This is a genomic window from Variovorax sp. GW821-FHT09D07 (assembly GCF_059416345.1).
Genome location: NZ_JBWKOY010000002.1, coordinates 433233 through 457787, shown reverse-complemented (window position 1 = coordinate 457787; position 24555 = coordinate 433233). Strand labels below are relative to the sequence as shown.

The window sequence follows — 24555 nt, the reverse complement described above, 5'->3', positions numbered from 1 at the left end:
CAACCACCATGACCGACTACGCCAAACTCGACGCCTGGATCGACGCCCACTTCGACGAGGAAGTGCAATTCCTGCAGCAACTGGTGCAGGTGCCCACCGACACGCCGCCCGGCAACAACGCGCCGCACGCCGAGCGCACCGCCGAGCTGCTGAAGGACTTCGGCCTCGACGCCGAGAAGCACGCCGTGCCCGCGCAAGAGGTGAAGGACTACGGCCTCGAATCGATCACCAACCTGATCGTGCGCCGCAAGTACGGCAACGGCGGACGCACCGTGGCGCTCAACGCCCACGGCGACGTGGTGCCGCCCGGTGAAGGCTGGACGCACGACCCGTACGGCGGCGAGATCGTCGATGGCAGCCTGTACGGCCGCGCCGCCGCCGTCAGCAAGAGCGACTTCGCCAGCTTCACCTTCGCGCTGCGCGCCCTCGAGGCCGTGGCCAAGCCCACCCAGGGCAGCATCGAACTGCACTTCACCTACGACGAAGAGTTCGGCGGCATCCTCGGCCCGGGCTGGCTGCTCGAGAAGGGCCTGACCAAGCCCGACCTCATGATCGCGGCCGGCTTCAGCTACGAAGTGGTCACCGCGCACAACGGCTGCCTGCAGATGGAAGTCACCGTGCACGGCAAGATGGCCCACGCCGCCGTGCCCACCACCGGCATCGACGCGCTGCAGGGCGCCACCAAGATCCTGAATGCGCTGTATGCGCAGAACACGCTCTACCAGAAGGTCACGTCGAAGGTCGAGGGCATCACGCACCCCTACCTGAACGTGGGCCGCATCGAGGGCGGCACCAACACCAACGTCGTGCCCGGCAAGGTCGTGTTCAAGCTCGACCGCCGCATGATCCCCGAAGAGAACCCGGTCGAGGTCGAGGCCAACATCCGCCAGGTGATCGCCGATGCCGCCGCCGAAAGCGCGGGCATCACGGTCGAGATCAAGCGCATGCTGCTCGCCAACTCGATGAAGCCGCTGGCCGGCAACAAGCCGCTGGTCGACGCGATCCAGAAGCACGGCGGCGAGCTGTTCGGCGAACCCATCAAGGCCATGGGCACGCCGCTGTACACCGATGTGCGCCTGTACGTCGAGGCCGGCATTCCGGGCGTGATCTACGGCGCCGGCCCGCGCACGGTGCTCGAGTCGCACGCCAAACGCAGCGACGAGCGCGTGGTGCTCGAAGACCTGCGCCGCGCGACCAAGGTGGTGGCGCGCACGCTCAGCGACCTGCTGGCCTGAACGCCCTGAACTGCGACTGAAAGCGCATGCCTTCGGGCGTGAACTTTCATCTCGGTTTCATCGAAGCGTCACGACAGGATTTCAGACTCCGGGGTTCTCCGGCGGATCCGCTTTCACGCCGTCCGCCTCGTTGAAATCCCGATGCGACGGCCAGCCATGCGCTGGCCGTTGCTGTTTGTGTCGCCATGAAAACCCTGTCTCCCGCACCCCGCTTTGGCACCACGCTTTTCTCTTCCCTCGCGCTCGGCGCGGCCCTGCTGACCGCGTGCGGCGGCGGCTCCGGCGGCGGTGCGCCGTTCGCCGGCCTGCCCATCGCACCGCCGGCCCCTGCACCGGCGCCCTCGCCCGCCACGCCACCACCGGCCGCGCCGGCCGGCCGCTGGACCGTGGGCGACCTGCATGTCCACACCATCCAGTCGGAAGACACGCAGCAGATTTCCACGCTCGACCAGGTGCTCGCCAAAGCCTTCGACACCTTCGGCCTCGACTGGGTCGCGCTGTCGGACCACCTGCGCATGTCTTCCTATGACAACGACGGCCGCAAGCTGGACCCAGCGATTCCGTTCTCGCGAGGCATGGCCCTCTATCAGGTGCCGCGCATCAAGGCACTGCAGGCCGGCGGCAAGTACACCGACAAGACGATCTTCGCGTCCTTCGAGTGGGACATGGCCACGCACGACCACGGCAACGTCGGCATCCTGACCGACAGCCCCATGTCCGACGCGGCGCTCAAGGCCGTGAGCCAGTTCGAATACCTGTTCACCAACCGCGACCCCGCGCTGTTCCCGGCCGCCGACGTGGCCGCGTGGAGCGCCAAGGACGCACGCGCCTTCACCACGCACGAAGACGTGCTCAAGGCCATCGCCTGGCTCAAGAAGAACTACCCCGACTCCAGCTACCTGCAGATCAACCACCCCTCGCGCAGCCCCGGCAAATACACCGCCACCCAGCTGCGCGAGATGAACGACGCCGCGCCCGACATCGTGTTCTCTCTCGAGGGCATGGTCGGCAACCAGATGGAGCCCGACCGCGGCGGCTACGAGAGCGCCTACACGCCGGCCAACCTGCCCTCGCGCACCTACGGCGGCGTCGACTACCTCGTCGCCAAGCTCGGCGGCACCTGGGACGCCCTGCTGTCCGAAGGACGCCGCATCTGGAACACGGCCGATTCCGACTACCACTTCACGACCTCCAAGGGCCTGTACAGCAGCGGCTACGCGCCCGGCGAGTACGCCAGGAACCACCTCTGGGGCGACATCAAGGACCCGAAGTCGCTGCTCACCGCGATGCGTTCGGGCAAGCTCTTCGCGGTCAACGGCAGCCTCATCAACGCGCTCGACTTCAAGGTGCAAAGCGCCAAGGGCGCGGGCGAGATGGGCACCGAAGTGAGCGCCAAACCCGGCGAAGACCTGAAGATCACCATTCGCTTCAAGAGCCCCGAGCGCAACAACTTCGAGTACCAGCTCGGCAGCGGCGTGTACGCCAACGTGAAGCCGGTGGTCGACCACATCGACCTCATCGCAGGCGACGTGACCGGCCGCGAGCTCCCGGGCACGCCCGGCTACGCGCGCGACACCAACCCGACGACCCGCGTGGTCAAGCGCTTCACCCGCGCCGACTGGACGCTCGATGCCGAAGGCTACTTCGCGGTGAGCTACACCGTGAAGGCCGGCAACAACCAGTACTTCCGCCTGCGAGGCACCAACCTGGGCACCGACGTGCCGAACGAAACGGCGGGCGGCGAACCGCTGTTCGATGCACGCACACCCACGCCGGCCGGCGACGACCCGGTCACGCGCTTCAATGCGATCAATGCGCGCAACTACAACGACCTGTGGTTCTACTCGAATCCGGTGTTCGTGAAGGTGGCGACGCAGTAGGCGGCGCCCCCTCGCCCCAGCCTCCAAGGCGCCATGTCCCTCGCGGGGCATGGCGCTTTTTCTTTGCCCCGGCCCGCCCCGCATCAGGGAATCTACGGATATATGATTCCCCGCATGGTCTTGATTGGGTTCAATTTTTGTATACAAATAACGCACCCATAAAGACGGCGCGAAATTTGCGTCAAAAAGTCCCTCATCCCAACCAAGTACGAGGAAAGACCATGAGCACAGTCGCCAGCCATGCCCCCGCGGGGGCCAGCGAAGCCGGCATCGCGCCGCACGCGGAATCGAATGCCCTCATCAAGCCGGGCTACGACCCGCGCCTGACCAACGAGGACCTCGCCCCGCTCAAGAAGCAGACCTGGGGCCAATACAACATCTTTGCGTTCTGGATGTCCGACGTGCACAGCGTGGGCGGCTACATCACGGCCGGCAGCCTGTTCGCGCTGGGCCTGTCGAGCTGGCAGGTGCTGGTGGCGCTGCTGGTGGGCATCGTGATCGTGCAGATCTTCTGCAACCTGGTGGCCAAGCCCAGCCAGGTGACGGGCGTGCCCTACCCCGTGGTCTGCCGCGCGTCCTTCGGCGTGCTGGGCGCCAACATCCCGGCCATCATCCGCGGGCTGATCGCGGTGGCCTGGTACGGCGTGCAGACCTACCTGGCCTCGGCCGCCTTCATGGTGCTGGCGCTGCACATGGCGCCTGGCCTGGCGCCGTATGCCGATGTGGCGCAGTACGGCTTCGTCGGCCTCTCGGCCCTGGGCTGGGTGGCGTTCATGGTCATGTGGGTGCTGCAGGCCTTCGTGTTCTGGCACGGCATGGAAGCCATCCGCAAGTTCATCGACTGGGCCGGCCCGGCGGTGTACGTGGTGATGGCCGTGCTGTGCGGCTGGCTGGTGTGGAAGGCCGGCTGGAGCAACATCGACCTGAACCTGGGCGGCATCAAGTTCCAGGGCTGGGACGCGCTGCCGGTGATGCTCTCGGCCATCGCGCTGGTGGTGAGCTACTTCAGCGGCCCGATGCTGAACTTCGGCGACTTCTCGCGCTACGGCAAGAGCTTCGACGCGGTGAAGAAGGGCAACTTCTGGGGCCTGCCGGTCAACTTCGTGTTCTTCTCGCTGCTCACCGTGATCACCACGGCCGCCACGCTGCCCGTTTTTGGTGAACTGATCACCGACCCGGTGCACACCGTGGGCAAGATCGACAGCACCACGGCCGTGGTGCTGGGCGCGCTGACCTTCATGATCGCCACCATCGGCATCAACATCGTCGCCAACTTCGTGTCGCCGGCCTTCGACTTCTCGAACGTGGCGCCGCAGCACATCAGCTGGCGCACGGGCGGCATGATCGCCGCGGTGGGCTCGGTGTTTCTCACGCCCTGGAACCTTTACAACAGCCCCGAGGTCATCCACTACACGCTGGACGTGCTGGGCTCGTTCATCGGGCCGCTGTTCGGCATTTTGATTGCCGACTACTACATCGTGCGCAAGCAGCAGATCGACGTCGACTCGCTCTACACCATGAGCAAGCAGGGCAAGTACTGGTACAGCGGCGGCTACAACCCGAAGGCGATCCAGGCGCTGGTGCCGTCGGCCCTCGTGCCCATCCTGTGCGTGATGGTGCCGACGCTGCGCGGCGCCGCCAACTATGCGTGGTTCATCGGCTTGGGCCTGGGCTTCGTGCTCTACGTGCTCTTGAACCGCAACAACAAGACTTGAAAAACTGACCGAAGAAGGGACCGCGCCGTGCGCATCAAGATCATCAACCCCAACACCACCTGGAGCATGACCGAGAAGATCGGTGCCTGCGCCCGCGCGGTGGCGCACGCCGGCACCGAGATCGTGGCCGTGAGCCCGGCCATGGGGCCGGTCTCCATCGAGAGCCACTACGACGAGGCGCTGGCCGTGCCGGGGTTGCTGCAGGAGATCGCGGCGGGCGAGCGCGACGGCATCGACGGCTACGTGATCGCCTGCTTCGGCGACCCGGGCCTCAAAGCTGCACGCGAGCTGGCGCGCGGCCCTGTGGTCGGCATCGCCGAGGCCGCGATGCACCTGGCCAGCATGATCGGCAGCCGCTTCAGCGTGGTGACCACGCTGGGGCGCACCATAGGCCAGGCCTGGCACCTGGCCGAGATCTACGGCATGGAACGCTTCTGTGCCAACGTGCGCGCCTGCGAGCTGCCGGTGCTCGAGCTGGAAGAGCCGGGCTCCAACGCCCGCGAGCGCATCGTCGACGAATGCCGGCGCGCGCTGGAAGAAGACGGCGCCGACTGCATCGTGCTCGGCTGCGCCGGCATGACCGACCTGTGCGCGCACATCGAGCAGGTGCTGGGCGTGCCGGTGATCGACGGCGTGGCCGCGGGCACCAAGCTCATCGAATCGCTGGTGGCGCTGAAGCTGCGCACCAGCAAGCGCGGCGAGCTGGCAAGGCCCTTGCCCAAGCCCATGATCGGCGCGCTCGAGGCCTTCACGCTCACGCGCTGAGCCACAATCGACGGATGCCCCGCGCCAGTTCCAAAACCTCCGTCCCTTCCGCCGCCCCCGTCGCCGCACCGGCCGAGAACGGCGCGGCGCCGGCCGACAAGAACAGTTCCATCGAGAGCATCGCCAACGACATCGCCACTGCGATCGTCGAGAAGCGCCTGCCGCCCGGCACCTGGCTGCGCGAAGAGGCGCTGGGCCGCGTCTATTCGGTGAGCCGCACCAAGGTGCGCGCGGCGCTCCTGATGCTGTCGAAGGACAAGCTCATCGAGATGATTCCCGACAAGGGCGCCTTCGTCTGCCAGCCCACGGTGACCGAGGCGCGCGAGGTGTTCGCGGTGCGCCGCATCCTGGAGCGCGAGGTGGTGCGCCTGTTCATCGCCAATGCACGGCCGCGCGATTACCAGACGCTCGAGCAGCACATCAAGTTCGAGCGAACTGCACTGCGCCAAAGCACCATGGGCACGGTGCGCGAGAAGCTGCTGGGCGACTTCCATGTGGCGCTGGCCGAAGCCACCGGCAACCACACGCTGGCCGAGATGGTGCGCGAGCTGGTGGCGCGCAGCTCGCTGATCGCAATGCTCTACCACTCGTCGAACGACCCGCACTGCTCGTCCGACGAGCATTCCGACTTCCTGCGCCTGTGCCGCAAGGGCGACGTGGAAGCGGCCGTGACCTGCATGATCGAGCACCTCGAACGCATCGAGGCCAGTCTCGAACTGGGCACCGAGAAGCCCGACCGCCAGCTCGATCTGGTGAAGGCGCTGCTGGCCTGAACCTGCGTCGCTGACGCACCCCACTCCCAACACCTGAGAGCCGGCCGAAACGCCGGATGCCTCGGCGCGCGCCTCCCACAGCGCTTCTTCGCCGGATTCGGGTTTACCTGAATCCGGATTGCCGCATAAATTGTATACAGTTTCGCGTACACAACTGGTGTGCGCGACGGCTCTGCGACGCGCATCACTGCTCCGTTCCCCTCGCCGCGCCAGGAGACAACGATGACGGCAGATTCCCTTTCCAGCAATGTCCATCCCGTGGACCAGCGCCTGCCTTCGGGCAAGCTCGCGGCCCTCGGCCTGCAGCACGTGCTCGTGATGTATGCGGGCGCCGTCGCGGTGCCGCTCATCGTGGGCCGTGCGCTCAAGCTCTCGCCCGACGAGGTCGCGCTGCTGATCTCGGCCGACCTGTTCTGCTGCGGCATCGCCACGCTGATCCAGGCGCTGGGCGCCACGCAATGGTTCGGCATCAAGCTGCCCGTGATGATGGGTGTGACCTTCGCCTCGGTGGCGCCCATGGTCGCCATCGCCAACGCCAACCCCGGGCAGAACGGAGCACAGCTGCTGTTCGGCGCCATCATCGGCGCGGGGGTGATATCGATACTGATCGCGCCGCTGGTGAGCCGCATGCTGCGGTTCTTTCCGCCGGTGGTGACGGGCACGATCATCGCGGTCATCGGCATCAGCCTGATGCGCGTGGGCATCAACTGGATCTTCGGCAACCCCGTGGGCCCGACGGCGCCCGCGCTGGTCGACCCGGTGTACGCCAAATGGCTGGCCGAGGTCACCTCGCCGGGCAGCTCGATTCCTGCGGTGCCCAAGGGCTTCGCGATCATGCCCACCGTGCCCAACCCCAAGTACGCCGACCTGTCGGGCTTCGGCGTGGCCGCGCTGGTGCTGGTGTCGATCCTCTTGATCGTGAAGTACGCCAAGGGCTTCATCGCCAACATCTCGGTGCTGCTGGGCATCGTGATCGGCGCGGTGGTGGCCTCGATCACCGGCCTCATGACCTACGAGAAGGTCGGCAAGGCCGCCTGGGTCGACATCGTGCTGCCCTTCCACTTCGGCATGCCGCTGTTCGACCCCATCCTGATCCTCACGATGACGCTCATCATGATCGTGGTGATGATCGAATCGACCGGCATGTTCCTCGCGCTGGGCGAAATGACCGACCGCAAGATCAGCCAGCAAGACCTGGCCAAGGGCCTGCGCACCGATGGCCTGGGCACGCTCATCGGCGGCATCTTCAACACCTTCCCGTACACCAGCTTCTCGCAGAACGTGGGCCTGGTGGCCGTCACCGGCATCAAGAGCCGTTATGTCTGCGTGGCCGGCGGCGTGATCCTGATCGTGCTGGGCCTGCTGCCGAAGATGGCCGCGCTGGTCGAGTCGCTGCCCACCGTGGTGCTCGGCGGCGCGGGCCTCGTGATGTTCGGCATGGTGGCCGCCACCGGCATCCGCATCCTGTCGGGCGTGGACTTCAAGACCAACCGCCACAACGCCATGATCGTCGCCGTGGCCATCGGCGTCGGCATGATTCCGCTCATCGCCCCCAACTTCAAGCAGTGGATGCCGCACTCGATCCACTCGCTGATCGAGTCGGGCATCCTGCTGGCGTCGATCACCGCCGTGCTGCTGAACCTGTTCCTCAACGGTGCGAAGCACGACGAAGAGGCGGTGATCGCGGCGGCCAAGCACGCCGACGCGCACTGAGCCGAAGCCAGAACGTGCTCTGACTAGATCATCGCCAACGGCGTCTTGCGCTTGGGCACCGGATAGATCCGGTCCAGCGCCGCCAGGGTCGTCGCATCGAGCTGCAGCTCGGCGGCGGCCCTGTTTTCTTTCAGGTGCGCGCTGCGCACCGCCTTCGGAATCGCCGCCACGCCCGGGCGCGCGATGACCGCGGCCAGCGCCAGTTGCGCGGCGCTCACGCCGAGGTCGGCCGCCAGGCGGCCCAGTGCCTCGTCGCCCGCCAGCGCGCCCTGGTCGATCGGGCTGTAAGCCATCAGCGGCATGCCGCGTTCGCGCTGCCAGGGCAGCAGGTCGAACTCGGGGCCGCGCTCGCCGAGCGACAGGTACACCTGGTTGGCCGCGCAGGCCGGGCCGGTGCCCACGACCTGCGCCAGCTCCTGCATGTCGTCGGTGTCGAAGTTGCTCACGCCCCAGTGGGCGATACGGCCGGCCGCGACCAGTTCGTGCATCGCCTCGACCGTGTGCGCCAGCGGGTGGTTGCCGCGCCAGTGCAGCAGGTACAGGTCGATGCGCTCCAGCCCCAGCCGCGCCAGGCTGCGCTCGCAGGCCTGGCCCGTGCCGCGGCGGCTGGCGTTGTGCGGGTAGACCTTGCTGACGATGAAGAGGTCTTCGCGCTGCACATCGCCCGCGCGCAGCGCCTCGGCCACGGCCTGGCCGACCACGGTCTCGGCGCCGCCCTCGCCGTACATCTCGGCCGTGTCGATCAGGCGGTAGCCCAGGCCGATGGCCTCGCGCACCGCGGCCACCTCGGCCGCGCGACGGGTGGCGTCTTCGCCCATGCGCCAGGTGCCGAGACCGAGAACCGGCATCTCGCCGCCGGTGGGGAGTGGAAGTGTTCGCATGGGCACGATGGTACGCAGGCCCTTTCGGCGGGTGCCCGGGTGCGGGTTTTCCGCCCCCGGTGCCTTCTAATTTTTCGAAGCTCAAGTCAGTTCGATGACCATCAATTGCTTATCTTCCGCCGTGTTCTGGCGTTTTGGCCTTCGCTTTTTGTCAATGCCTGGTGGGTGCCAACCCCCATCGCGCGCGCCCCACCCGCTCCTAGAATTTTTTGACGGCCCGGTGTCACAAGCGTCGGCGCTCTTATCGAAACGGTTCAGGAACAGGTTGAGTCAATGCAGCAGAAGCAAAAGCACAGGATTGCCGTCATTCCCGGAGACGGCATCGGCGTCGAAGTCATGCCCGAGGGCCTTCGCGTGCTCGACGCGGTCAGTCGGCGCTTCGGCATCGATTTCGCGTACGACCATTTCGACTGGGGCTCCGACCACTACGTGCGCACCGGCCTGATGATGCCGGCCGACTGGGCCGACAAGATCCAGGGCCACGACGCCATCTACTTCGGCGCGGTGGGCGATCCCGCCAAGGTGCCCGACCACATCGCCGTGTGGGGCCTGCTCATCAAGATCCGCCGCGACTTCGACCAGTACGTCAACCTGCGCCCCGTGCGCCTGATGCCCGGCGTGCCCGGCCCGCTGGCGCACCGCAAGCCCGGCGACATCGACTTCCTCGTCGTGCGCGAAAACACCGAAGGCGAATACACCTCGGTCGGCGGTCGCCTGTTCGAAGGCACGCCGCGCGAGATGGCCATCCAGGAAGCCGTGTTCACCCGTGTGGGCGTGGACCGCATCATCGACTACGCGTTCCAGCTCGCCAACCGCCGCAAGCGCAAGAACCTGGTGGCCGCCACCAAGTCGAACGGCATCTCCATCACCATGCCCTACTGGGACGAGCGCCTGGCCGAGATCGCCACGCGCTACCCCGACGTGGCCACGAGCAAGTACCACATCGACATCCTGTGCGCGCACTTCGTGCAGCACCCCGACTGGTTCGACGTGGTCGTGGCCTCCAACCTGTTCGGCGACATCCTCTCCGACCTGGGCCCGGCCTGCACCGGCACCATCGGCATCGCGCCCTCGGCCAACCTGAACCCCGAACGCAAGTTCCCGTCGCTCTTCGAGCCCGTGCACGGCTCGGCGCCCGACATCGCGGGCAAGGGCATTGCCAACCCCATCGGCCAGATCTGGTCGGCCGCGCTCATGCTCGACCACCTGGGCGACAACGACCCCGTGTACGCACAGGCCTCGGCGGCCGTGCTCTCGGCGATCGAGACCGTGCTCAGCGAAGGCCCGCGCACGCGCGACATGGGCGGCACCGCCAACACGGTGGACGTGGGCCGCGCGATTGCCGAGTGCATCGCTTCGGCATGACGCCTCCCGACCCTCTTTTTCGCAGGAAGCGAAACGCGCTGCGCACACCCGCAGCGTGCCCCCGTGCTCAGGGCACTGGGTGCTTCCCGCAGCGAAATCAAGGAGGAAGCCGCAGGCCGGGGGACATTCGCGGAGGGAAGTACCCGGTGGCCTGTGCACGCGCCCCGAACCGCAACGCCAACCGGAGCCACTGAACCATGGGACTCTTCCTGCTCAAGCGAACCCTGACTCTGTTGGGCACCCTGATCGGCGCCTCGGTCATCGTGTTCCTGGTGCTCGAAATTCTCCCGGGCAACGCAGCGCAGATGCTCATGGGCCCCGACGCCTCGCCCGACGCCGTCGCCGCCCTGGCCACCAAGCTCGGCCTGGACCAACCCGCGTGGACGCGCTACTGGCACTGGATCGGCGGCCTGCTCACCGGCAACCTGGGCGACAGCTATGCCTACAGCTCGCCCGTCATCGACCTGATCCTCGAGCGCCTGGCCCTCACCGTGCCACTGGCCGTGATGGCGATGGCCCTCACCGTCGTCATCGCATTGCTCGTGGGCGTGACCGCCGCCGCGCGCCACAACAAGCTCGGCGACGTCGGCCTCATGGGCATGGCCCAGGTCGGCATCGCCATTCCCAACTTCTGGTTCGCGATCCTGCTGATCCTCGTGTTCTCGGTGCAGCTGCAGTGGTTCTCCGCGGGCGGCTTCGAGGGCTGGGGTGAAGGCATCTTCGCGGGACTCAAGTCTCTGCTGCTGCCCGCGCTGTCGCTTGCGGTGGTGCAGGCCGCGATCCTCGCGCGCATCACGCGCTCGGCCGTGCTCGAGGTGATGCGCGAAGACTTCGTGCGCACGGCGCGCGCCAAGGGCGTGTCGCAGCGCATGGTGCTGTGGACCCACGTGCTGCGCAACGCGATGATCCCCGTCATCACCGTCATGGGCATGCAGTTCTCCGAACTGCTGGCCGGCACCATCGTGGTGGAGAACGTGTTCTACCTGCCGGGGCTGGGCCGGCTGATCTTCCAGGCCATCAGCAACCGCGACCTGATCGTGGTGCGCAACTGCGTGATGCTGCTCGCGGCCATGGTCGTCATCGTGAACTTCGTGGTCGACGTGCTCTATGCCGTGATCGACCCGCGCATCAAGGCGAGCGACATATGAGCGCCATCCTCTCCTCTTCCGTGCCCGCATCCGCCGCGCCCCTCGCGCCCGGCTTCTGGCGCCGCGCGGTCAAGCACCGCAGCTTCGTCATCGGCGGCGTGTTCGCGCTGCTGCTGTTGCTGGCGGCTCTGATCTCCTTCGTCTGGACGCCGTGGTCGCCCTACGCGATGGACATGGCGAACAAGATGCAGGGCCCTTCGGCGACGCACTGGCTCGGCACCGATGCCTTCGGGCGCGACGTGGCCTCGCTGCTGCTGGTGGGTGCGCGTGCGTCCATCCTCGTGGGCGTGATCGCCGTGGGCATCGGCCTCGTGGTCGGCACCGCGCTGGGCCTGCTCGCTGCGGCGAGACGCGGCTGGGTCGAGGAAGCGGTGATGCGCCTGTCGGACTTCACGCTCGCCTTCCCCGCCATCCTCTCGGCCATCATGATGACGGCCGTGTTCGGCGCCGGCATCGTCAACGCGATCATCGCGATCGGCATCTACAACATTCCGACCTTCGCGCGCATCACGCGCGCTTCGGCCAACGCGATCTGGTCGCGCGAGTACGTGGCTGCCGCACGCGCCTGCGGCAAGGGCAGCTTCGCGATCACGATGCAGCACGTGCTGCCGAACATCTCGGCCGTGCTCATCGTGCAGATCACCATCCGCTTCGCCATCGCGATCCTGGCCGAAGCTGCGCTGTCGTACCTCGGCCTCGGCACGCAGCCGCCCCAGCCCTCATGGGGCCGCATGCTCAGCGAAGCCCAGACCCTCATGTTCCAGCAGCCGCTGCTGGCCGTCTTCCCCGGCATGGCCATCGCCTTCGCGGTGCTCGGCCTCAACCTGCTGGGCGACGGCCTGCGCGACCTGCTCGATCCGCGCCTGGCGCGCGCAAGGTAGACCGCCATGCCCCTCCTCGAAGTCAACGACCTCCACATCGGCCTGCAGACGCAACGCGGCCCGGCCGAAGCCGTGCGCGGCATTTCCTTCTCGCTGGAGCGCGGCGAAACGCTGGGCATCGTCGGCGAGTCGGGCTGCGGAAAATCGATCACCGTCATGTCGCTGATGGGCCTGCTGCCCTCCACCGCCAAGGTCACGGGCAGCATCAAGCTCGACGGCCAGGAACTCGTCGGCCTGCCCGAAAAGCAGATGTGCCAGCTGCGCGGCAACCGCATCGGCATGATCTTCCAGGAGCCGATGACGGCGCTGAACCCCGTGCACACCATCGCGCGCCAGGTCGGCGAACCGCTGATGCTGCACCGCGGCCTCACCAAGGCGCAGGCGCGCAAGGAAGCCCTCGACCTGCTCGACCGCGTCGGCATTCCCGACGCCGCCTCGCGCCTCGACGCCTACCCGCACCAGTTCTCGGGCGGCCAACGCCAGCGCATCGGCATCGCGATGGCACTGGCCTGCGGACCCGACCTGCTGATTGCCGACGAGCCCACCACCGCGCTCGACGTGACGATCCAGAAGCAGGTGCTCGACCTGATCCAGGGCCTGGTCGCCGAAATGGGCATGGCGCTGATCCTCATCTCGCACGACCTCGGCGTGATCGCCAGCAGCGTGCAGCGCATGCTCGTGATGTACGGCGGCAGCGCGGTGGAAAGCGGCCCGACCGAGACGGTCTTTGCCGACCGCGCCCACCCCTACACGCGCGGCCTGTTCGCCGCGCGCCCCGCGCTCGGCGCCGTGCGCGCGGGCCGGCTGCCCACCATCCGCGGCAGCGTGCCCGAGCTGGTCGACATTCCGCGCGGCTGCGGCTTCGCGGGCCGCTGCGACTTCACGACCGACGCCTGCCACACCACGAAACCGCCGGTGACCCGCCAACCCAACGGCCACGCGGTGAGCTGCCTGCACCTCGACGCCGTCGCCGCGCACGCCACGCTGGCCGCCGCATGAGCACCCCGATGACTTCGACGTCTTCTGCCTCCCCCCCGCTGCTGCAGGTGACCGACCTCGTGCGGCACTACGCCCTGCCGCGCGAAAAACTCTTCGACCCACCGCCCACTGTGAAGGCGCTCAACGGCGTGAGCTTCGAGGTGCAGGCCGGCAAGAGCGTGGGCATCGTCGGCGAATCGGGCTCGGGCAAGTCGACCATCGCGCGCCTCGTGATGGCGCTGGACACGCCCACCTCGGGCAGCGTCGCGCTCGAAGGCCGCAACCTTCACACGCTCTCGAAGCCCGATCTGCGCACCGCACGGCGCGACTTCCAGATGGTCTTTCAAGACCCGTACGGCTCGCTCGATCCGCGCCAGACCGTCGCGCGCATCGTCGCCGAGCCGCTCGAAGCGCTGGCCCAAACCAGCCGCGCCGAGCAGCGCGAACGCGCCGCCGAAGCGCTCGCGGCCGTGGGCCTGCGCACCACCGACCTCGACAAGTACCCGCACGAGTTCTCCGGCGGCCAGCGCCAGCGCATCGCCATCGCGCGCGCGCTCATCACGCGCCCCAAGCTCATCGTGGCCGACGAGCCCGTGAGCGCGCTCGATGTGTCCGTGCAGGCCCAGGTGCTCAACCTCATGCAGGACCTGCAACAGCAGTTCGGCATCAGCTACCTGCTCATCAGCCACGACCTCGCGGTGGTCAACCACCTGTGCGACGAGGTGTGCGTGGTGTTCAAGGGCCAGATCGTGGAACGCGGCCAGCCCGCCGAACTTTTTGCCCACGCGCAACACCCATATACACGCACCTTGCTGTCGGCCGTGCTGCACACGCCATCGCGGTAGGCCCGAACGGGTCGAACCGGCAGCCCCTTTTTTCTTCCAGGAGAACCCCCGAATGTTGAAGCGACGCACCCTCATGGGCACCGCCATCGCCGCCGCGATCCCCGGCGCCTTCCCGCTGTTCGCGCAGGCCCAGACCGGCAAGAACATGCTGACCATCGGCATGCCGCTGGAACCGCCGGGCCTGGACCCGACCACCGCCGCCGCCTCGGCCATTGCCGAGATCGCGCACTACAACATCTTCGAGACGCTGACCAAGATCAACGCCGACGGCAGCGTGACGCCGCTGCTGGCCGAGAGCTGGACCGTGTCGCCCGACCTGAAGACCCACACCTTCAAGCTGCGCAAGGGCGTGAAGTTCGAGAACGGCGAGGCCTTCGACGCCGCCGCCGTCAAGTTCAGCTTCGAGCGCGCGGCCGGCGAGAAGAGCACCAACAAGGACAAGCGCTTCTTCAGCGAGATCAGCCTGAAGACGCCCGACGCCGACACGGTGGTCATCTCCACCGCGCAGCCCAACCCCGACCTGCTGTTCATGCTCGGCCAGGCCACCGCCTGCATCGTCGAGCCCAAGAGCGCCGACACCAACGCCACCAAGCCCGTGGGCACCGGCCCCTACAAGCTCGACAGCTGGCAGCGCGGCTCGGCCTGTTCGCTGGTGAAGTCGCCGACGTACCGCAACCCGGCGCTGGCCAAGGTCAACAAGTTCGTCTTCAAGTTCATGTCCGACTCGGCCGCGCAGACCGCGGCGCTGATGGCCGGCGACATCGACATCTTCCCGCGCGCCGGCACGCGCAGCGTGGGCCAGTTCCGCGCCAACCCGCGCTTCCGCGTGCTCGAAGTGGGCACGCGCAGCAAGGTGATCCTGGCCATCAACAACAAGCGCAAGCCGCTGGACGACGTGCGCGTGCGCCGCGCCATCCTGGCCGCGGTGGACCGCAACGTGGTGATCCAGGGCGCGGCCGATGGCTTCGGCAAGGCCATCGGCAGCCACTACCCGATCGGTGCGCCGGGCTATGTCGACACCACCGGCATCAACCCCTTCGACATCGCCAAGGCGAAGAAGCTGCTGGCCGATGCGGGCGTGAAGACGCCGCTGGAACTGCGCATGACGCTGCCGCCGCCTTCGTACGCGCGCCAGGGCGGCGAGGTGATCGCGGCCCAGCTCGCGGCCATCGGCATCCACGTGAAGATCCAGAACGTCGAATGGGCCCAGTGGCTCAGCGGCACCTTCGGCGGCGGGCACGACTTCGACCTGAGCATCGTCGCGCACGTGGAGCCCTTCGACCTCGTGAAGTACACCGAGCCCGACTACTACTGGGGCTACGACTCGAAGAAGTTCCGCGACCTGTACGCCTCGGTCCAGAGCGAACCCGACGAGAAAAAGCGCAACGCGCTGCTCGGCGAGGCGCAGAAGATGCTCGCCAACGACGCCGTCAACGGCTTCCTGTTCCAGGCCGTGTTCCCCACGGTCGCGCGCAAGGAAGTGAAGGGCCTGTGGCCGAACATGCCGATCGTCGCGAACGACCTGGCTGCCATCTCGTGGGGTTGATGCGGCCATGACGAAACCTCTTTACGCCCTGGGCGTGCAGGAACTGCACGCCGCCTACGCCGCCAAGGAACTCTCGCCGGTCGAGGTGACGCGCGCGGTCAATGAACGCATCGCGGCCTGCGAGCCGCAGCTGCGCGCCACCTGGCTGTTCCGCCCCGAAGCCGCGCTCGAACAGGCGCGCGCTTCCGAGGCGCGCTGGCTCGCCGGCACGCCGCGTGGCGCGCTCGACGGCGTGCCCGTGACCATCAAGGAAAACCTCGCGACCGAGGGCGACCCGATGCCGCTGGGCACCGCCGCCTACGAGCTCGTGCCAGTGACGTACGACTCGCCCCCCGCCGCGCGCCTGAAGGCCGACGGCACGGTGATGGTGGCCAAGACCACGATGCCCGACCTGGGCATGCTGTCGTCGGGCCTGTCGAGCTTTCACGACCTCTCGCGCAATCCGTGGGACACCTCGCGCACGCCGGGCGGTTCCAGCGCAGGCGCCGGTGCGGCTGCTGCGGCTGGCTACGGCCCGCTGCATGTGGGCACCGACATCGGCGGCTCGCTGCGCCTGCCGGCCAGCTGGTGCGGCATCTTCACGCTCAAGCCCAGCTTCGGCCGCATTCCGCTGAGCTCGCCCTACATGGGCCGCTGCGCCGGCCCGATGACGCGCACCGTGGCCGACGCGGCGCTGATGATGGCCTCGGTCGCGCAGCCCGACGACCGCGACTATTCCGAGCTGCCGCCGCCCGTGATCGACTGGAACGCCTTCGAAGTCGATCCGTCGTTCCTCAAGGGCAAGCGCGTGGCGCTGCACATGGACGCCGGCTGCGGCCTGCCGCTCGATCCGCAGATCGCGCAGGCCGTGCGCGATGCCGCCAGGCGCATCGAGGCGGCCGGCGCGCACGTCGAGGAAATCCCGGCCTTCATGACGCCGCAGATGCTGCAGGGCATGGACCACTTCTGGCGCATGCGCTCGTGCCTGGACATGCAGGCCATGAGCGCCGAACAGCGCGCGAAGATCCTGCCGTACATCCGCGAATGGGCCGAGAGCGCGGCCGGCTTCTCGGGTGCGCACGTCTTCGACGGCTACAGCCAGTTCGTCGCCACGCGCGCGGCCACGGTCGCCGCCACCAAGGCCTACGACTTCGTGATCTCGCCGGTGTCGCCGAACATGCCCGCGCCCGCGGACCATGCCTCGCCCACCAACGACCCGATGCGACCGCTGGAGCACATCGGCTTCACGGTGCCCTACAACATGTCGGAGCAGCCGGCCGCGTCGGTCAACTGCGGCTACTCGGCCGAAGGCCTGCCCATCGGCCTGCAGGTGGCCGGCCGCCGCTTCGACGACCTGGGCGTGCTGCAGTTCAGCCGCGCCTTCGAACAGATTCGCGACGCCCAGAAGCCCTGGCCTGAGCCAATCTGAACCGCCATACGGAGACACACCTTCCATGAACGCCACCCACTACATCGACGGCCGCCGCGTGGCGTCCGAAGGCAACGCCACCATCGACGTGATCGACCCGAGCGACGGCCAGAAATTCGGCGAGATCGCACGCGGCACCGCCACCGACATCGACGCCGCCGTGCGCGCCGCGCGCCAGGCCATGGGCGAGCATTTCGACGGCCCCTGGGGCGCCACCACCGCGCTCGAGCGCGGCCGGCTGCTCGCCAAGCTCGGCGCCGCCGTGATGCAGCACCACGAAGAGCTGGCCCAGCTCGAGGCGCGCGACACCGGCAAGGCGCTGCGCGTGGCGCGCAACGACGCGACCGCGCTGGCGCGCTACTTCGAGTACTACGCCGGCGCCTGCGACAAGCTGCACGGCGACACCCTGCCCTACGAGCGCGGCTACACCGTGCTCACGGTGCGCATCCCGCACGGCGTGACGGGTCACATCATTCCCTGGAACTACCCGATGCAGATCGCGGGCCGCAGCGTGGGCGCCTCGCTCGCCGCGGGCAACGCCTGCGTGGTGAAGCCGGCGGAAGACGCGAGCCTGTCGCTGCTGCGCCTGGCCGAGATCGCGACCGAGGTGGGCTTGCCGGCCGGCGCGCTCAACGTGGTCACGGGCTACGGCAAGGAAGCCGGCGCCGCGCTGTGCGCGCACCCGGGCATCGACCACATCTCGTTCACCGGCTCGACCATGACCGGCCGCAGCGTGGGCCTGGCCGCGGCCGAGCGCCACTGCCCCGTGACGCTGGAGCTGGGCGGCAAGTCGCCGCAGATCGTGTTCGCCGATGCGGACCTCGACGCGGCCGAGCCCGTGCTGCTCAACGCCATCATCCAGAACGCCGGCCAGACCTGCTCGGCGGGCAGCCGCGTGCTGGTCGAGCAGTCGATCTATGAAGAGGTCGTGCAGCGCCTCGCCAAGCGCTTCACGGCCGTGCGCGCGGGCACGCCCGCCGAAGACCTGGACATGGGCCCGCTCATCAACGAGAAGCAGTTCCGCCAGGTGCGCGACATGGTCGCGACCGCCGAGGCGAGCGGCATGAAGGTGGCGGCGCGCGGCACGGTGTCGCCGCAGGCACCGTCCACCGGCTACTACCAGGAGGCCGTGCTGTTCCGCGACGTGCCGCATGACAGCGACCTGGCCCAGCGCGAGGTCTTCGGCCCGGTGCTGGCCGTGATGCCCTTCGCCGACGAGGCCGAGGCCGTGCGCCTGGCCAACGGCACCGACTTCGGCCTGGTGGCCGGCGTGTGGACGCGCGACGGCGCGCGCCAGCTGCGCATGGCGCACAAGCTGCATTGCGGCCAGGTGTTCGTGAACAATTACGGGGCGGCGGGTGGTGTAGAACTGCCTTTCGGCGGCGTGAAATCGAGTGGCTTCGGCCGCGAGAAGGGCTTCGAGGCCCTGCTCGGCTTCACGACCCTCAAGACCATCGCCATCAAGCACGGATGAATTCATGACCACCACTGAACAGCAACCACAAACCTCGTGCAAGGTCGGCCTCGTCGGCGTCGGCCTCATGGGCCACGGCATCGCCAGCAACATCGTCAAGCACGGCCACCAGCTCACCGTGCTGGAGCACGCGGGCAACCAGCCGATCGACGACCTGCTGAAGGCCGGCGCCACCTCGGTGAAAGACGTGGCCACGCTGGCCGCGCAGGTCGACGTGCTGATCCTGTGCGTCACCGGCACGCCGCAGGTCGAGGCCGTGATGCTGGGCGACAACGGCGCGCTGACCACGCTGCGCCCCGGCACCGTGGTGATCGACTGCTCCACCGCCGTGCCCGCCTCCACCGCCAAGGTCGCGCAGGCTGTGCACGCCAAGGGCGGCCGCTTCCTCGACACGCCGATGACCCGCACCGCCAAGGAGGCCGCCGAAGGCCGCCTGAACCTGCTGGTGGGCGGCGACGCCGAGGTGCTGGCCTCGTGCCTGCCACTGCTGCGCTGCTTTGCCGAGAACGTCACGCACGTCGGCGATGTGGGCGCGGGCCATGCGATGAAGCTGCTGCACAACTTCGTGTCGCTGGGCACCGTGGCACTGCTGTGCGAGGCCGCGGCCTGCGCGCAACGCGCCGGCGTGAAGCCCGAGGTGTTCGTGGACGTGCTCGCCAAGGGCGGCGGCAACGGCGTGGCGCTGGAACGCCTCAAGCCCAAGCTGCTGACGGGCAGCACCGATTCGCTGAAGTTCTCGATGGCGAATGCGAAGAAGGACCTGGGGTACTACAACGACATGGCGGAGCAATCGTCTTCGAGCCATGGCATTGCGCAGGCTGTGGATGCCTTGCTGGCGCACGGGGTCGAGGTCTTCGGGCCGGATCGCATGGTGCTGGATCTGGTCGAAGCGCTGCGCTGAAACTCTTCAGGGCGCGTGCCCAGGCCACCGGGTACTTCCCTCCGCGAATGTCCCCCGGGCTTCGCCCTCCTCCTTGATTTCGCTGCGGGAGGCACCCGGTGTCCTGCGCACGATAGGCGTGGCTGCGGCAATGGCCGTTCAAGCGCCGCGGCGGATTGCAGATTGAGATGCGTGAGCGCACCGCTGAACTTTCGCGAGAGGCGGGCACAGGACGAGCAGAATCTTGAAGGGCCGATGTCGGGCAGAACCGGACCTTCCGTGCCGACTCTGGCATCCTCAAAGGGAGCTCGAATGCTGCCCTCGCAGAGGCTGATTCCTCAGTGCACCGGATGAGCGGCGCACCTGATGCATATCGACCAACGCTAGGTCTTCGCAAGCAGGTTAGATTCACGCCCTATGACTTCGCCACGAACACCTCTCGATCTCCCGCGACAGGCAGGAAATCAAGCGTGAATGCGCTCGATCCGTTTGTTGAACGCCTGCGTGCTCAGTGGCCCGACAGGAAGGTGCCTGCCTTTGATCCGAAGGACGGTGGTTCGGCGGCCAGGGTTCTCTTCCTGCTCGAAGCGCCCGGGCCGCGCGCCGTTGAATCGGACTTGATCTCTCGCCACAACCCTGATCAGACGGCCAGAGCATTCAACGAATTGCTTGCGGAAGCGAGCATCACCCCCGCTGAGACTCTCCTCTGGAACGTTGTGCCTTGGTATATCGGCAACGCCGAACTCACCAAGATCCGGCCCGCGCGCGTAGCCGATCTCAAGCAAGCTGCGTCTCATCTGGCTGAACTGCTCAGCCTGCTGCGAGCGTTGAGCGCCGTCGTGCTCGTGGGCCGTAAGGCCCGGCACAAGAGCGTGAGGGATCTGATCGAACGCGAAGCCGGCCACAGGATTAAGGTGTTCGAGTGCTATCACCCGTCACCGCTGGTGCTCAACGGCAGGCCGCACAACCGGCAGAAGATTCTCGACGAATTGATGGCCGTGCGCCATGCTCTGGACAACCACGATCATCGACGTTCCTTCGGATAGAAGAATATGGGTCTTCCGTTCGGGGGCCAAAGCTTCGAGGCAACGACGGCTTCGGTCGGCCAGAGCCTGAAGTTACGTGCGCCTCACCAACGTTTTGGGCAGCCCGTGAGATATCCTCGTTTATGGAACTAGCGCAATTGGGCGCGCGAAAGTAGTTTCCAGAAAAATCGATGGAGAAGGGCATGTTCAACTGTCGGCGGTTGTTCCGGTTGATGGCCTTGGCCAGCCTGTCAGGTTTGGGTTCTATTGCCTGTGCGCAAACGACTGCGCTTTTGCTTTTTGGAGGCACCGACCATAAGACGTTTCTTGGCTGCTTGAACTGCGGAAGCTACGACAGCGGCTCTGTTTGCAATGCCTACGGCCAATTCGGCTCACGATATCAATCGGACAGCATCTGGAACCCTTACGGCACATATGGTTCGAAATACAACAGTGCATCGCCTTGGAACAAGTACAGCACTGATGCGCCCGCCGTCGTCGACAAGGAAGGGAACTTCTACGGCTACCTATCCGCCAACCCGTATATCTCCAAGCGAACGTCCATCAAAGGACTCGTCGCGCTGACGGATGCTGCCGAGGAGTTCGATGACCTCGAAAAGCTTTCCGATGCTTTTTGTCGACGGTAGTGGTGGACTCGTCCACGAAGTGCCGAGGTCGCCCTCTCCACGAACTCTCCATGAAGAACATTCAAGTCATCGACGGTGCAGTGAACTGCGCGTACGACATCTTCGCGGCTACTGACGAGGAATTCGCGCTCATTTTTCCCGACGGCCAGGACATCGCATTCATTGATGAGGTCTACGGACGTGAGAGCAATGAAGCAGCTCTCAACAGTGCGTTCGAAGCGCTCTGGACGCGTCGAGTAATCAAAGCGCAGGCGATGGGAATTCATGGCCTGCTGTTTTACGAGCTCAACGAGAAAAAGCCGTTCTATCCGAGCAGGCGCGACGAGGAGGCGGAGAACACAGGCGGTTACCGCCTTCGATAGAGTCACTCAACGGGAAACGCTCCAGTCGCGCTTCATCGGCATCGGCATCGTGGCCTATGGGAGGATGCGGCCATGATCAAAGCCTCAAGGGAGTGCGGTGGCCGACGCTGGGCGCGAGCGCGCCCCTGGCTGGCTACACGGCCGACGACCACTTCAGCCTCTGGGCGCTCGCGAATTCGGAGACCGCGTCTAATCGCACATTGCAGGAAGCCGCGCCCCAGGTGCTTGCCAAGCCCGAGCTGCAGAAGCAGCTGCAAGACCTTCGCACTGTCGGCTGAGACGGCTCGCCGGAGAGCCTGCTGATGCTGGAAGACGAACAGCGCGAACGCTGGACGCGCGCGCTTTCACCACCGGCGCGTTGAGGGCGCTGCCTACAGGTGTGTCCCGGGCAAATGCCAGGACAGCATGGCGCTGTTGCGCTGCTTCGTCGAGAACATCACGCGCGTCGGCGATGTGCGCGCAGGCCGGGCGAAGCGTTTGCCGGACTTCGTCCATCCCAGATTGAACCACTCCATCTCGCGTCATCACTCGAACCGTATCTCGGCCACGGTCGGCGCATTCGGCTCCCTGATCCTGGCATTCGCAATCGCACCGTCTTTTTCGTTTCTGAACCAGTAGCGGCACCCGGTTCGAGAAATCATCGTCACGCACATCACGCCGTCGGCGTTGAAAACCACTTGCCCGACGCCTTGCCAGGCCTGCTCCGATGGTCCCTCGGCAAGGTGGCCGAAGAGCGTTGTGGGGTGGCCTGCGCCAACGTCGTGGCAACGGCGCCGGCGACGGCGGCAAAGCACTGTGAAGGCAACGGTGCAGTGGCTTGTATGGCGCTGTGTCGTGCATACGGTGCCTGTAAACGGCCTGTCGATTTCCGCGCAGACGTGGCCCGCGTCAACGGTCGCATCGGCAGGGTCGGCGCCGGGCAACCGTTGATCGCCTTGCTCGATCGCCAGTCCAACCCAGCGTGGCCGCCTCAGCGCTGCTGGATGGCGGTAGCCAGTTCTGCGCGCACGGCGGCGAACACGGCCGCAGGATCTGGGGCACGCGATATCGGGCGGCCGATGACCACGTGCGTCGCGCCAGCCCCGATGGCCTGCGAGGGCGTCGCAGCCCGCGCGTGGTCATTCTTTTCATCGCCTGGGAGCTGCGTGCCTGGCGTCACGATCAGGGCATCGGGCGGCAGGATCTCGCGAAGCAGCCTCACCTCCAACGGCGACGAAACAACGCCATGGCAACCGGCCGCGGCGGCCAGGCGGCCCAGCCGTGCGACCTGCTCTGGAACCGTCGAGGCGACGCCCACCTCTTCCAGGTCCTGGTCGCTCATGCTGGTGATGACCGCGAGCGCAAGCACCTTCAATTGAGGGAATTGGCTCGCGGCCTCGACGGCCGAGCGAAGCACGGCGGAACCGCCTGAGGCGTGCACCGTCACCATCGAAGCCCCCAGGTGCCCGGCTGCGGTGACCGCACCCGCCACCGAGCTGGGGATTTCCAGCAGCTTGAGATCCAGGAAAACGCTCTTCCCGGCATCAACGAGCTCGCGGACGACCGAAGGTCCCGCCGCGGTCAGCAGCTGCAGGCCTACCTTGTAGTGCGTGGTCGCTGCGCCCAGTTGCTTCACGAGGTCCGCCGCCAATGCGGCGGCGGGGAAGTCGAGCGAAACGATGATGCGGCTGTCCGTACTCATTGGCTTGTCCTCCATGCCGACGCCCCGTGCTCGGAGGAAACTCAGGCCTCCGAACGCTCCACGACCACCTCGCTGATCTGCACCATGGGTTGAATGTCCGTGTAATTGGCGATGTCGCCCCGGATCTCCTCCTGGTGCTGGGCAGAAGCTGCCCGGTACGCGTCGACGGAAGTGCAGACGAAGTCGCACTTGGCGATGTACGCAGGGTCGGTGCCCACACCACGCCCCGAGATGCCCTTGTCCACCATGTAGTACAGGCACGCAGCGCCGAGCAGTCCCTTCATCATGGGCATGTGCCTCTCGCGGTAGTACGCGTGATCGAAGCGCGCGCCTGCGGCGTAGGGGTACATGACACTGACCTTGATCATCGAGGTTTCTCCTGGGGTTGCACGCTGGTTGATCGCCTCAAGCGGGGAATCGCGCGCCCGACGCTTCCAGGGGCAGGCGCAGCCCGTTCGTGAGGTAGCTGACGGTGCGATAGAAGCCCGCCAGCATCAGCAGTTCGATGATGGCTTCTTCGCTGAAGTACGTTCGCAACGCGTCCCACAGTCCATCGTCGATGTCGGCGTGCGCGTGCAAGGAGTCGCACAGGCGCAGAAGCACCTGGTCTTCGGCCGACCAGCAGGCGTCGTTCGCTGAAGCCGTGACGCTCGCCTGAACCTGCTCTGGCGTCAGGCCAGCGAGCTTTGAGAAGACCGTGACGTGGATGCCCCATTCGTATTCGGATTTGCACAATGCCGTGGTGCGGTGAATCACGATCTCGCGCTGCCGGATACTCAAGTGGCCTTTGTCCAGCAACCCGCCGGCAAAGAACTTCTGAAACAGACGAGGGTCGCGTGCCAAGGTCGTGAACAGCCGCAAGGGGGGCTGTCCCTTCATCACCCTGTCGAGTGACCTGGAAATGTCTTCACCAAATGGTGGCGTTGCTGGCTCGATGCGTGCGGGCATGCAGACTCCTGATTCAAGGGCCACGCCATCGTAGGTCCGTTGCTGTATAAAGTAAAGCATGACGACACCTCGCATCGGCCACCCAGTTCGCGGTTCCACCACCGGCCGCCCCCTCATGGTCGCGCTGGACCTGCTGGGCCGGCGCACGGCGCTGCGCGTGCTCTGGGAACTTCGGGAGGGCTCGCTGACCTTCAGGGCCCTGCAGGACGCGTGCGAGACGAACACCCGATTGCTCAACACGCGGCTCACTGAACTGAGGGAAGTCGATCTGGTCGAACATGCCGAAGGTGGCTATCGGCTGACGGACGAAGGGCGGCGGCTTTCGAAGGCGCTGAAGCCGTTGTCAGCCTGGGCGGACCAGTGGGGGCGCGGAAAGCGATGAGAAGCGGAGCATCCGCGGCGAAT

General features: G+C 66.6%; 25 protein-coding genes. 21 read left to right on the top strand and 4 right to left on the bottom strand.

All coding sequences use genetic code 11. The features are described 5' to 3' along the window. The first annotated feature begins 8 nt into the window (after positions 1-8). From AC07OX_RS08410 to AC07OX_RS08385, 6 genes are all read left to right on the top strand, one after another. Entirely contained in the window at positions 9-1235 is a 1227-nt protein-coding gene (locus AC07OX_RS08410) for a M20 family metallopeptidase (protein WP_095744180.1), read from the top strand. Positions 1236-1420: 185 nt separating this feature from the next. Continuing rightward, the gene (locus tag AC07OX_RS08405; protein ID WP_495260654.1) at positions 1421-3115 is read left to right on the top strand and encodes a CehA/McbA family metallohydrolase domain-containing protein; all 1695 of its coding nucleotides are present in this window, start codon (positions 1421-1423) and stop codon (positions 3113-3115) included. A 221-nt stretch (positions 3116-3336) separates the two neighbouring features. Further along, a complete protein-coding gene (locus AC07OX_RS08400) occupies positions 3337-4830 on the top strand; it encodes an NCS1 family nucleobase:cation symporter-1 (protein ID WP_495260655.1) in 1494 nt (497 codons plus the stop codon). 27 nt (positions 4831-4857) lie between these two features. Then, positions 4858-5595, top strand: a complete 738-nt coding sequence (locus AC07OX_RS08395; RefSeq protein WP_495260656.1) for an aspartate/glutamate racemase family protein — start codon at positions 4858-4860, stop codon at positions 5593-5595. 14 nt (positions 5596-5609) lie between these two features. Beyond that, complete coding sequence (locus AC07OX_RS08390; RefSeq protein WP_495260657.1) at positions 5610-6368, top strand: GntR family transcriptional regulator; 759 nt, start codon at positions 5610-5612, stop codon at positions 6366-6368. A gap of 222 nt (positions 6369-6590) precedes the next feature. Continuing rightward, positions 6591-8081, top strand: a complete 1491-nt coding sequence (locus tag AC07OX_RS08385) for a nucleobase:cation symporter-2 family protein (RefSeq protein ID WP_062479381.1) — start codon at positions 6591-6593, stop codon at positions 8079-8081. 23 nt (positions 8082-8104) lie between these two features. Here the strand turns inward: AC07OX_RS08385 and AC07OX_RS08380 are convergent, their stop codons facing one another. Then, positions 8105-8962, bottom strand: a complete 858-nt coding sequence (locus tag AC07OX_RS08380; RefSeq protein WP_495260658.1) for an aldo/keto reductase — start codon at positions 8960-8962, stop codon at positions 8105-8107. 273 nt (positions 8963-9235) lie between these two features. On the opposite strand from AC07OX_RS08380, the gene AC07OX_RS08375 reads away from it, so the two are divergent. The 14 genes from AC07OX_RS08375 (at position 9236) to AC07OX_RS08310 (ending at position 22139) form a co-directional block, all read left to right on the top strand. Beyond that, complete coding sequence (locus tag AC07OX_RS08375; protein ID WP_070061680.1) at positions 9236-10327, top strand: tartrate dehydrogenase; 1092 nt, start codon at positions 9236-9238, stop codon at positions 10325-10327. Positions 10328-10524: 197 nt separating this feature from the next. Then, on the top strand, positions 10525-11475 hold the full coding sequence (locus tag AC07OX_RS08370; protein WP_307584571.1) for an ABC transporter permease: 951 nt from the start codon (positions 10525-10527) through the stop codon (positions 11473-11475). Next, the gene (locus AC07OX_RS08365; protein ID WP_495260659.1) at positions 11472-12356 is read left to right on the top strand and encodes an ABC transporter permease; all 885 of its coding nucleotides are present in this window, start codon (positions 11472-11474) and stop codon (positions 12354-12356) included. Before AC07OX_RS08370 ends, AC07OX_RS08365 begins: the two co-directional genes overlap by 4 nt. A gap of 6 nt (positions 12357-12362) precedes the next feature. Continuing rightward, positions 12363-13355, top strand: coding sequence for an ABC transporter ATP-binding protein (locus AC07OX_RS08360; protein WP_495260660.1), 993 nt, complete (start codon positions 12363-12365; stop codon positions 13353-13355). Between the two features lie 8 nt (positions 13356-13363). Beyond that, entirely contained in the window at positions 13364-14179 is an 816-nt protein-coding gene (locus AC07OX_RS08355; RefSeq protein WP_495260661.1) for an ATP-binding cassette domain-containing protein, read from the top strand. Between the two features lie 52 nt (positions 14180-14231). Next, a complete protein-coding gene (locus tag AC07OX_RS08350) occupies positions 14232-15725 on the top strand; it encodes an ABC transporter substrate-binding protein (protein WP_495260662.1) in 1494 nt (497 codons plus the stop codon). Between the two features lie 7 nt (positions 15726-15732). Then, on the top strand, positions 15733-17133 hold the full coding sequence (locus AC07OX_RS08345) for an amidase (RefSeq protein WP_495260663.1): 1401 nt from the start codon (positions 15733-15735) through the stop codon (positions 17131-17133). A 25-nt stretch (positions 17134-17158) separates the two neighbouring features. Next, positions 17159-18607, top strand: coding sequence for an aldehyde dehydrogenase family protein (locus AC07OX_RS08340; protein WP_495260664.1), 1449 nt, complete (start codon positions 17159-17161; stop codon positions 18605-18607). Positions 18608-18611: 4 nt separating this feature from the next. Further along, entirely contained in the window at positions 18612-19508 is an 897-nt protein-coding gene (locus tag AC07OX_RS08335) for an NAD(P)-dependent oxidoreductase (protein ID WP_495260665.1), read from the top strand. Between the two features lie 449 nt (positions 19509-19957). Beyond that, complete coding sequence (locus AC07OX_RS08330; protein WP_495260666.1) at positions 19958-20533, top strand: uracil-DNA glycosylase; 576 nt, start codon at positions 19958-19960, stop codon at positions 20531-20533. Positions 20534-20703: 170 nt separating this feature from the next. Next, the gene (locus AC07OX_RS08325) at positions 20704-21159 is read left to right on the top strand and encodes a hypothetical protein (RefSeq protein ID WP_495260667.1); all 456 of its coding nucleotides are present in this window, start codon (positions 20704-20706) and stop codon (positions 21157-21159) included. A gap of 50 nt (positions 21160-21209) precedes the next feature. Further along, positions 21210-21521 carry a DUF8220 family protein gene (locus AC07OX_RS08320; protein ID WP_492685972.1) on the top strand — a complete coding sequence of 104 codons (312 nt, stop codon included), beginning with the start codon at positions 21210-21212 and terminating at the stop codon, positions 21519-21521. Positions 21522-21613: 92 nt separating this feature from the next. Next, on the top strand, positions 21614-21799 hold the full coding sequence (locus AC07OX_RS08315) for a hypothetical protein (RefSeq protein WP_492685971.1): 186 nt from the start codon (positions 21614-21616) through the stop codon (positions 21797-21799). 127 nt (positions 21800-21926) lie between these two features. Further along, positions 21927-22139, top strand: coding sequence for a hypothetical protein (locus AC07OX_RS08310; protein WP_492685970.1), 213 nt, complete (start codon positions 21927-21929; stop codon positions 22137-22139). Positions 22140-22491: 352 nt separating this feature from the next. Here AC07OX_RS08310 and pyrF read toward each other — a convergent pair whose 3' ends face one another. From pyrF to AC07OX_RS08295, 3 genes are read right to left on the bottom strand one after another with little or no spacing between them, the layout of a single operon-like run. Continuing rightward, complete coding sequence (gene pyrF, locus AC07OX_RS08305) at positions 22492-23202, bottom strand: orotidine-5'-phosphate decarboxylase (RefSeq protein ID WP_495260668.1); 711 nt, start codon at positions 23200-23202, stop codon at positions 22492-22494. Between the two features lie 41 nt (positions 23203-23243). Next, a complete protein-coding gene (locus tag AC07OX_RS08300; RefSeq protein ID WP_495260669.1) occupies positions 23244-23570 on the bottom strand; it encodes an EthD family reductase in 327 nt (108 codons plus the stop codon). A 37-nt stretch (positions 23571-23607) separates the two neighbouring features. Continuing rightward, positions 23608-24150 (bottom strand): carboxymuconolactone decarboxylase family protein, encoded by a 543-nt coding sequence (locus AC07OX_RS08295; protein ID WP_495260670.1) that lies wholly within the window; start codon positions 24148-24150, stop codon positions 23608-23610. 58 nt (positions 24151-24208) lie between these two features. On the opposite strand from AC07OX_RS08295, the gene AC07OX_RS08290 reads away from it, so the two are divergent. After that, positions 24209-24532 carry a winged helix-turn-helix transcriptional regulator gene (locus AC07OX_RS08290; protein ID WP_070061672.1) on the top strand — a complete coding sequence of 108 codons (324 nt, stop codon included), beginning with the start codon at positions 24209-24211 and terminating at the stop codon, positions 24530-24532. The last annotated feature ends 23 nt before the right edge of the window (positions 24533-24555 follow it).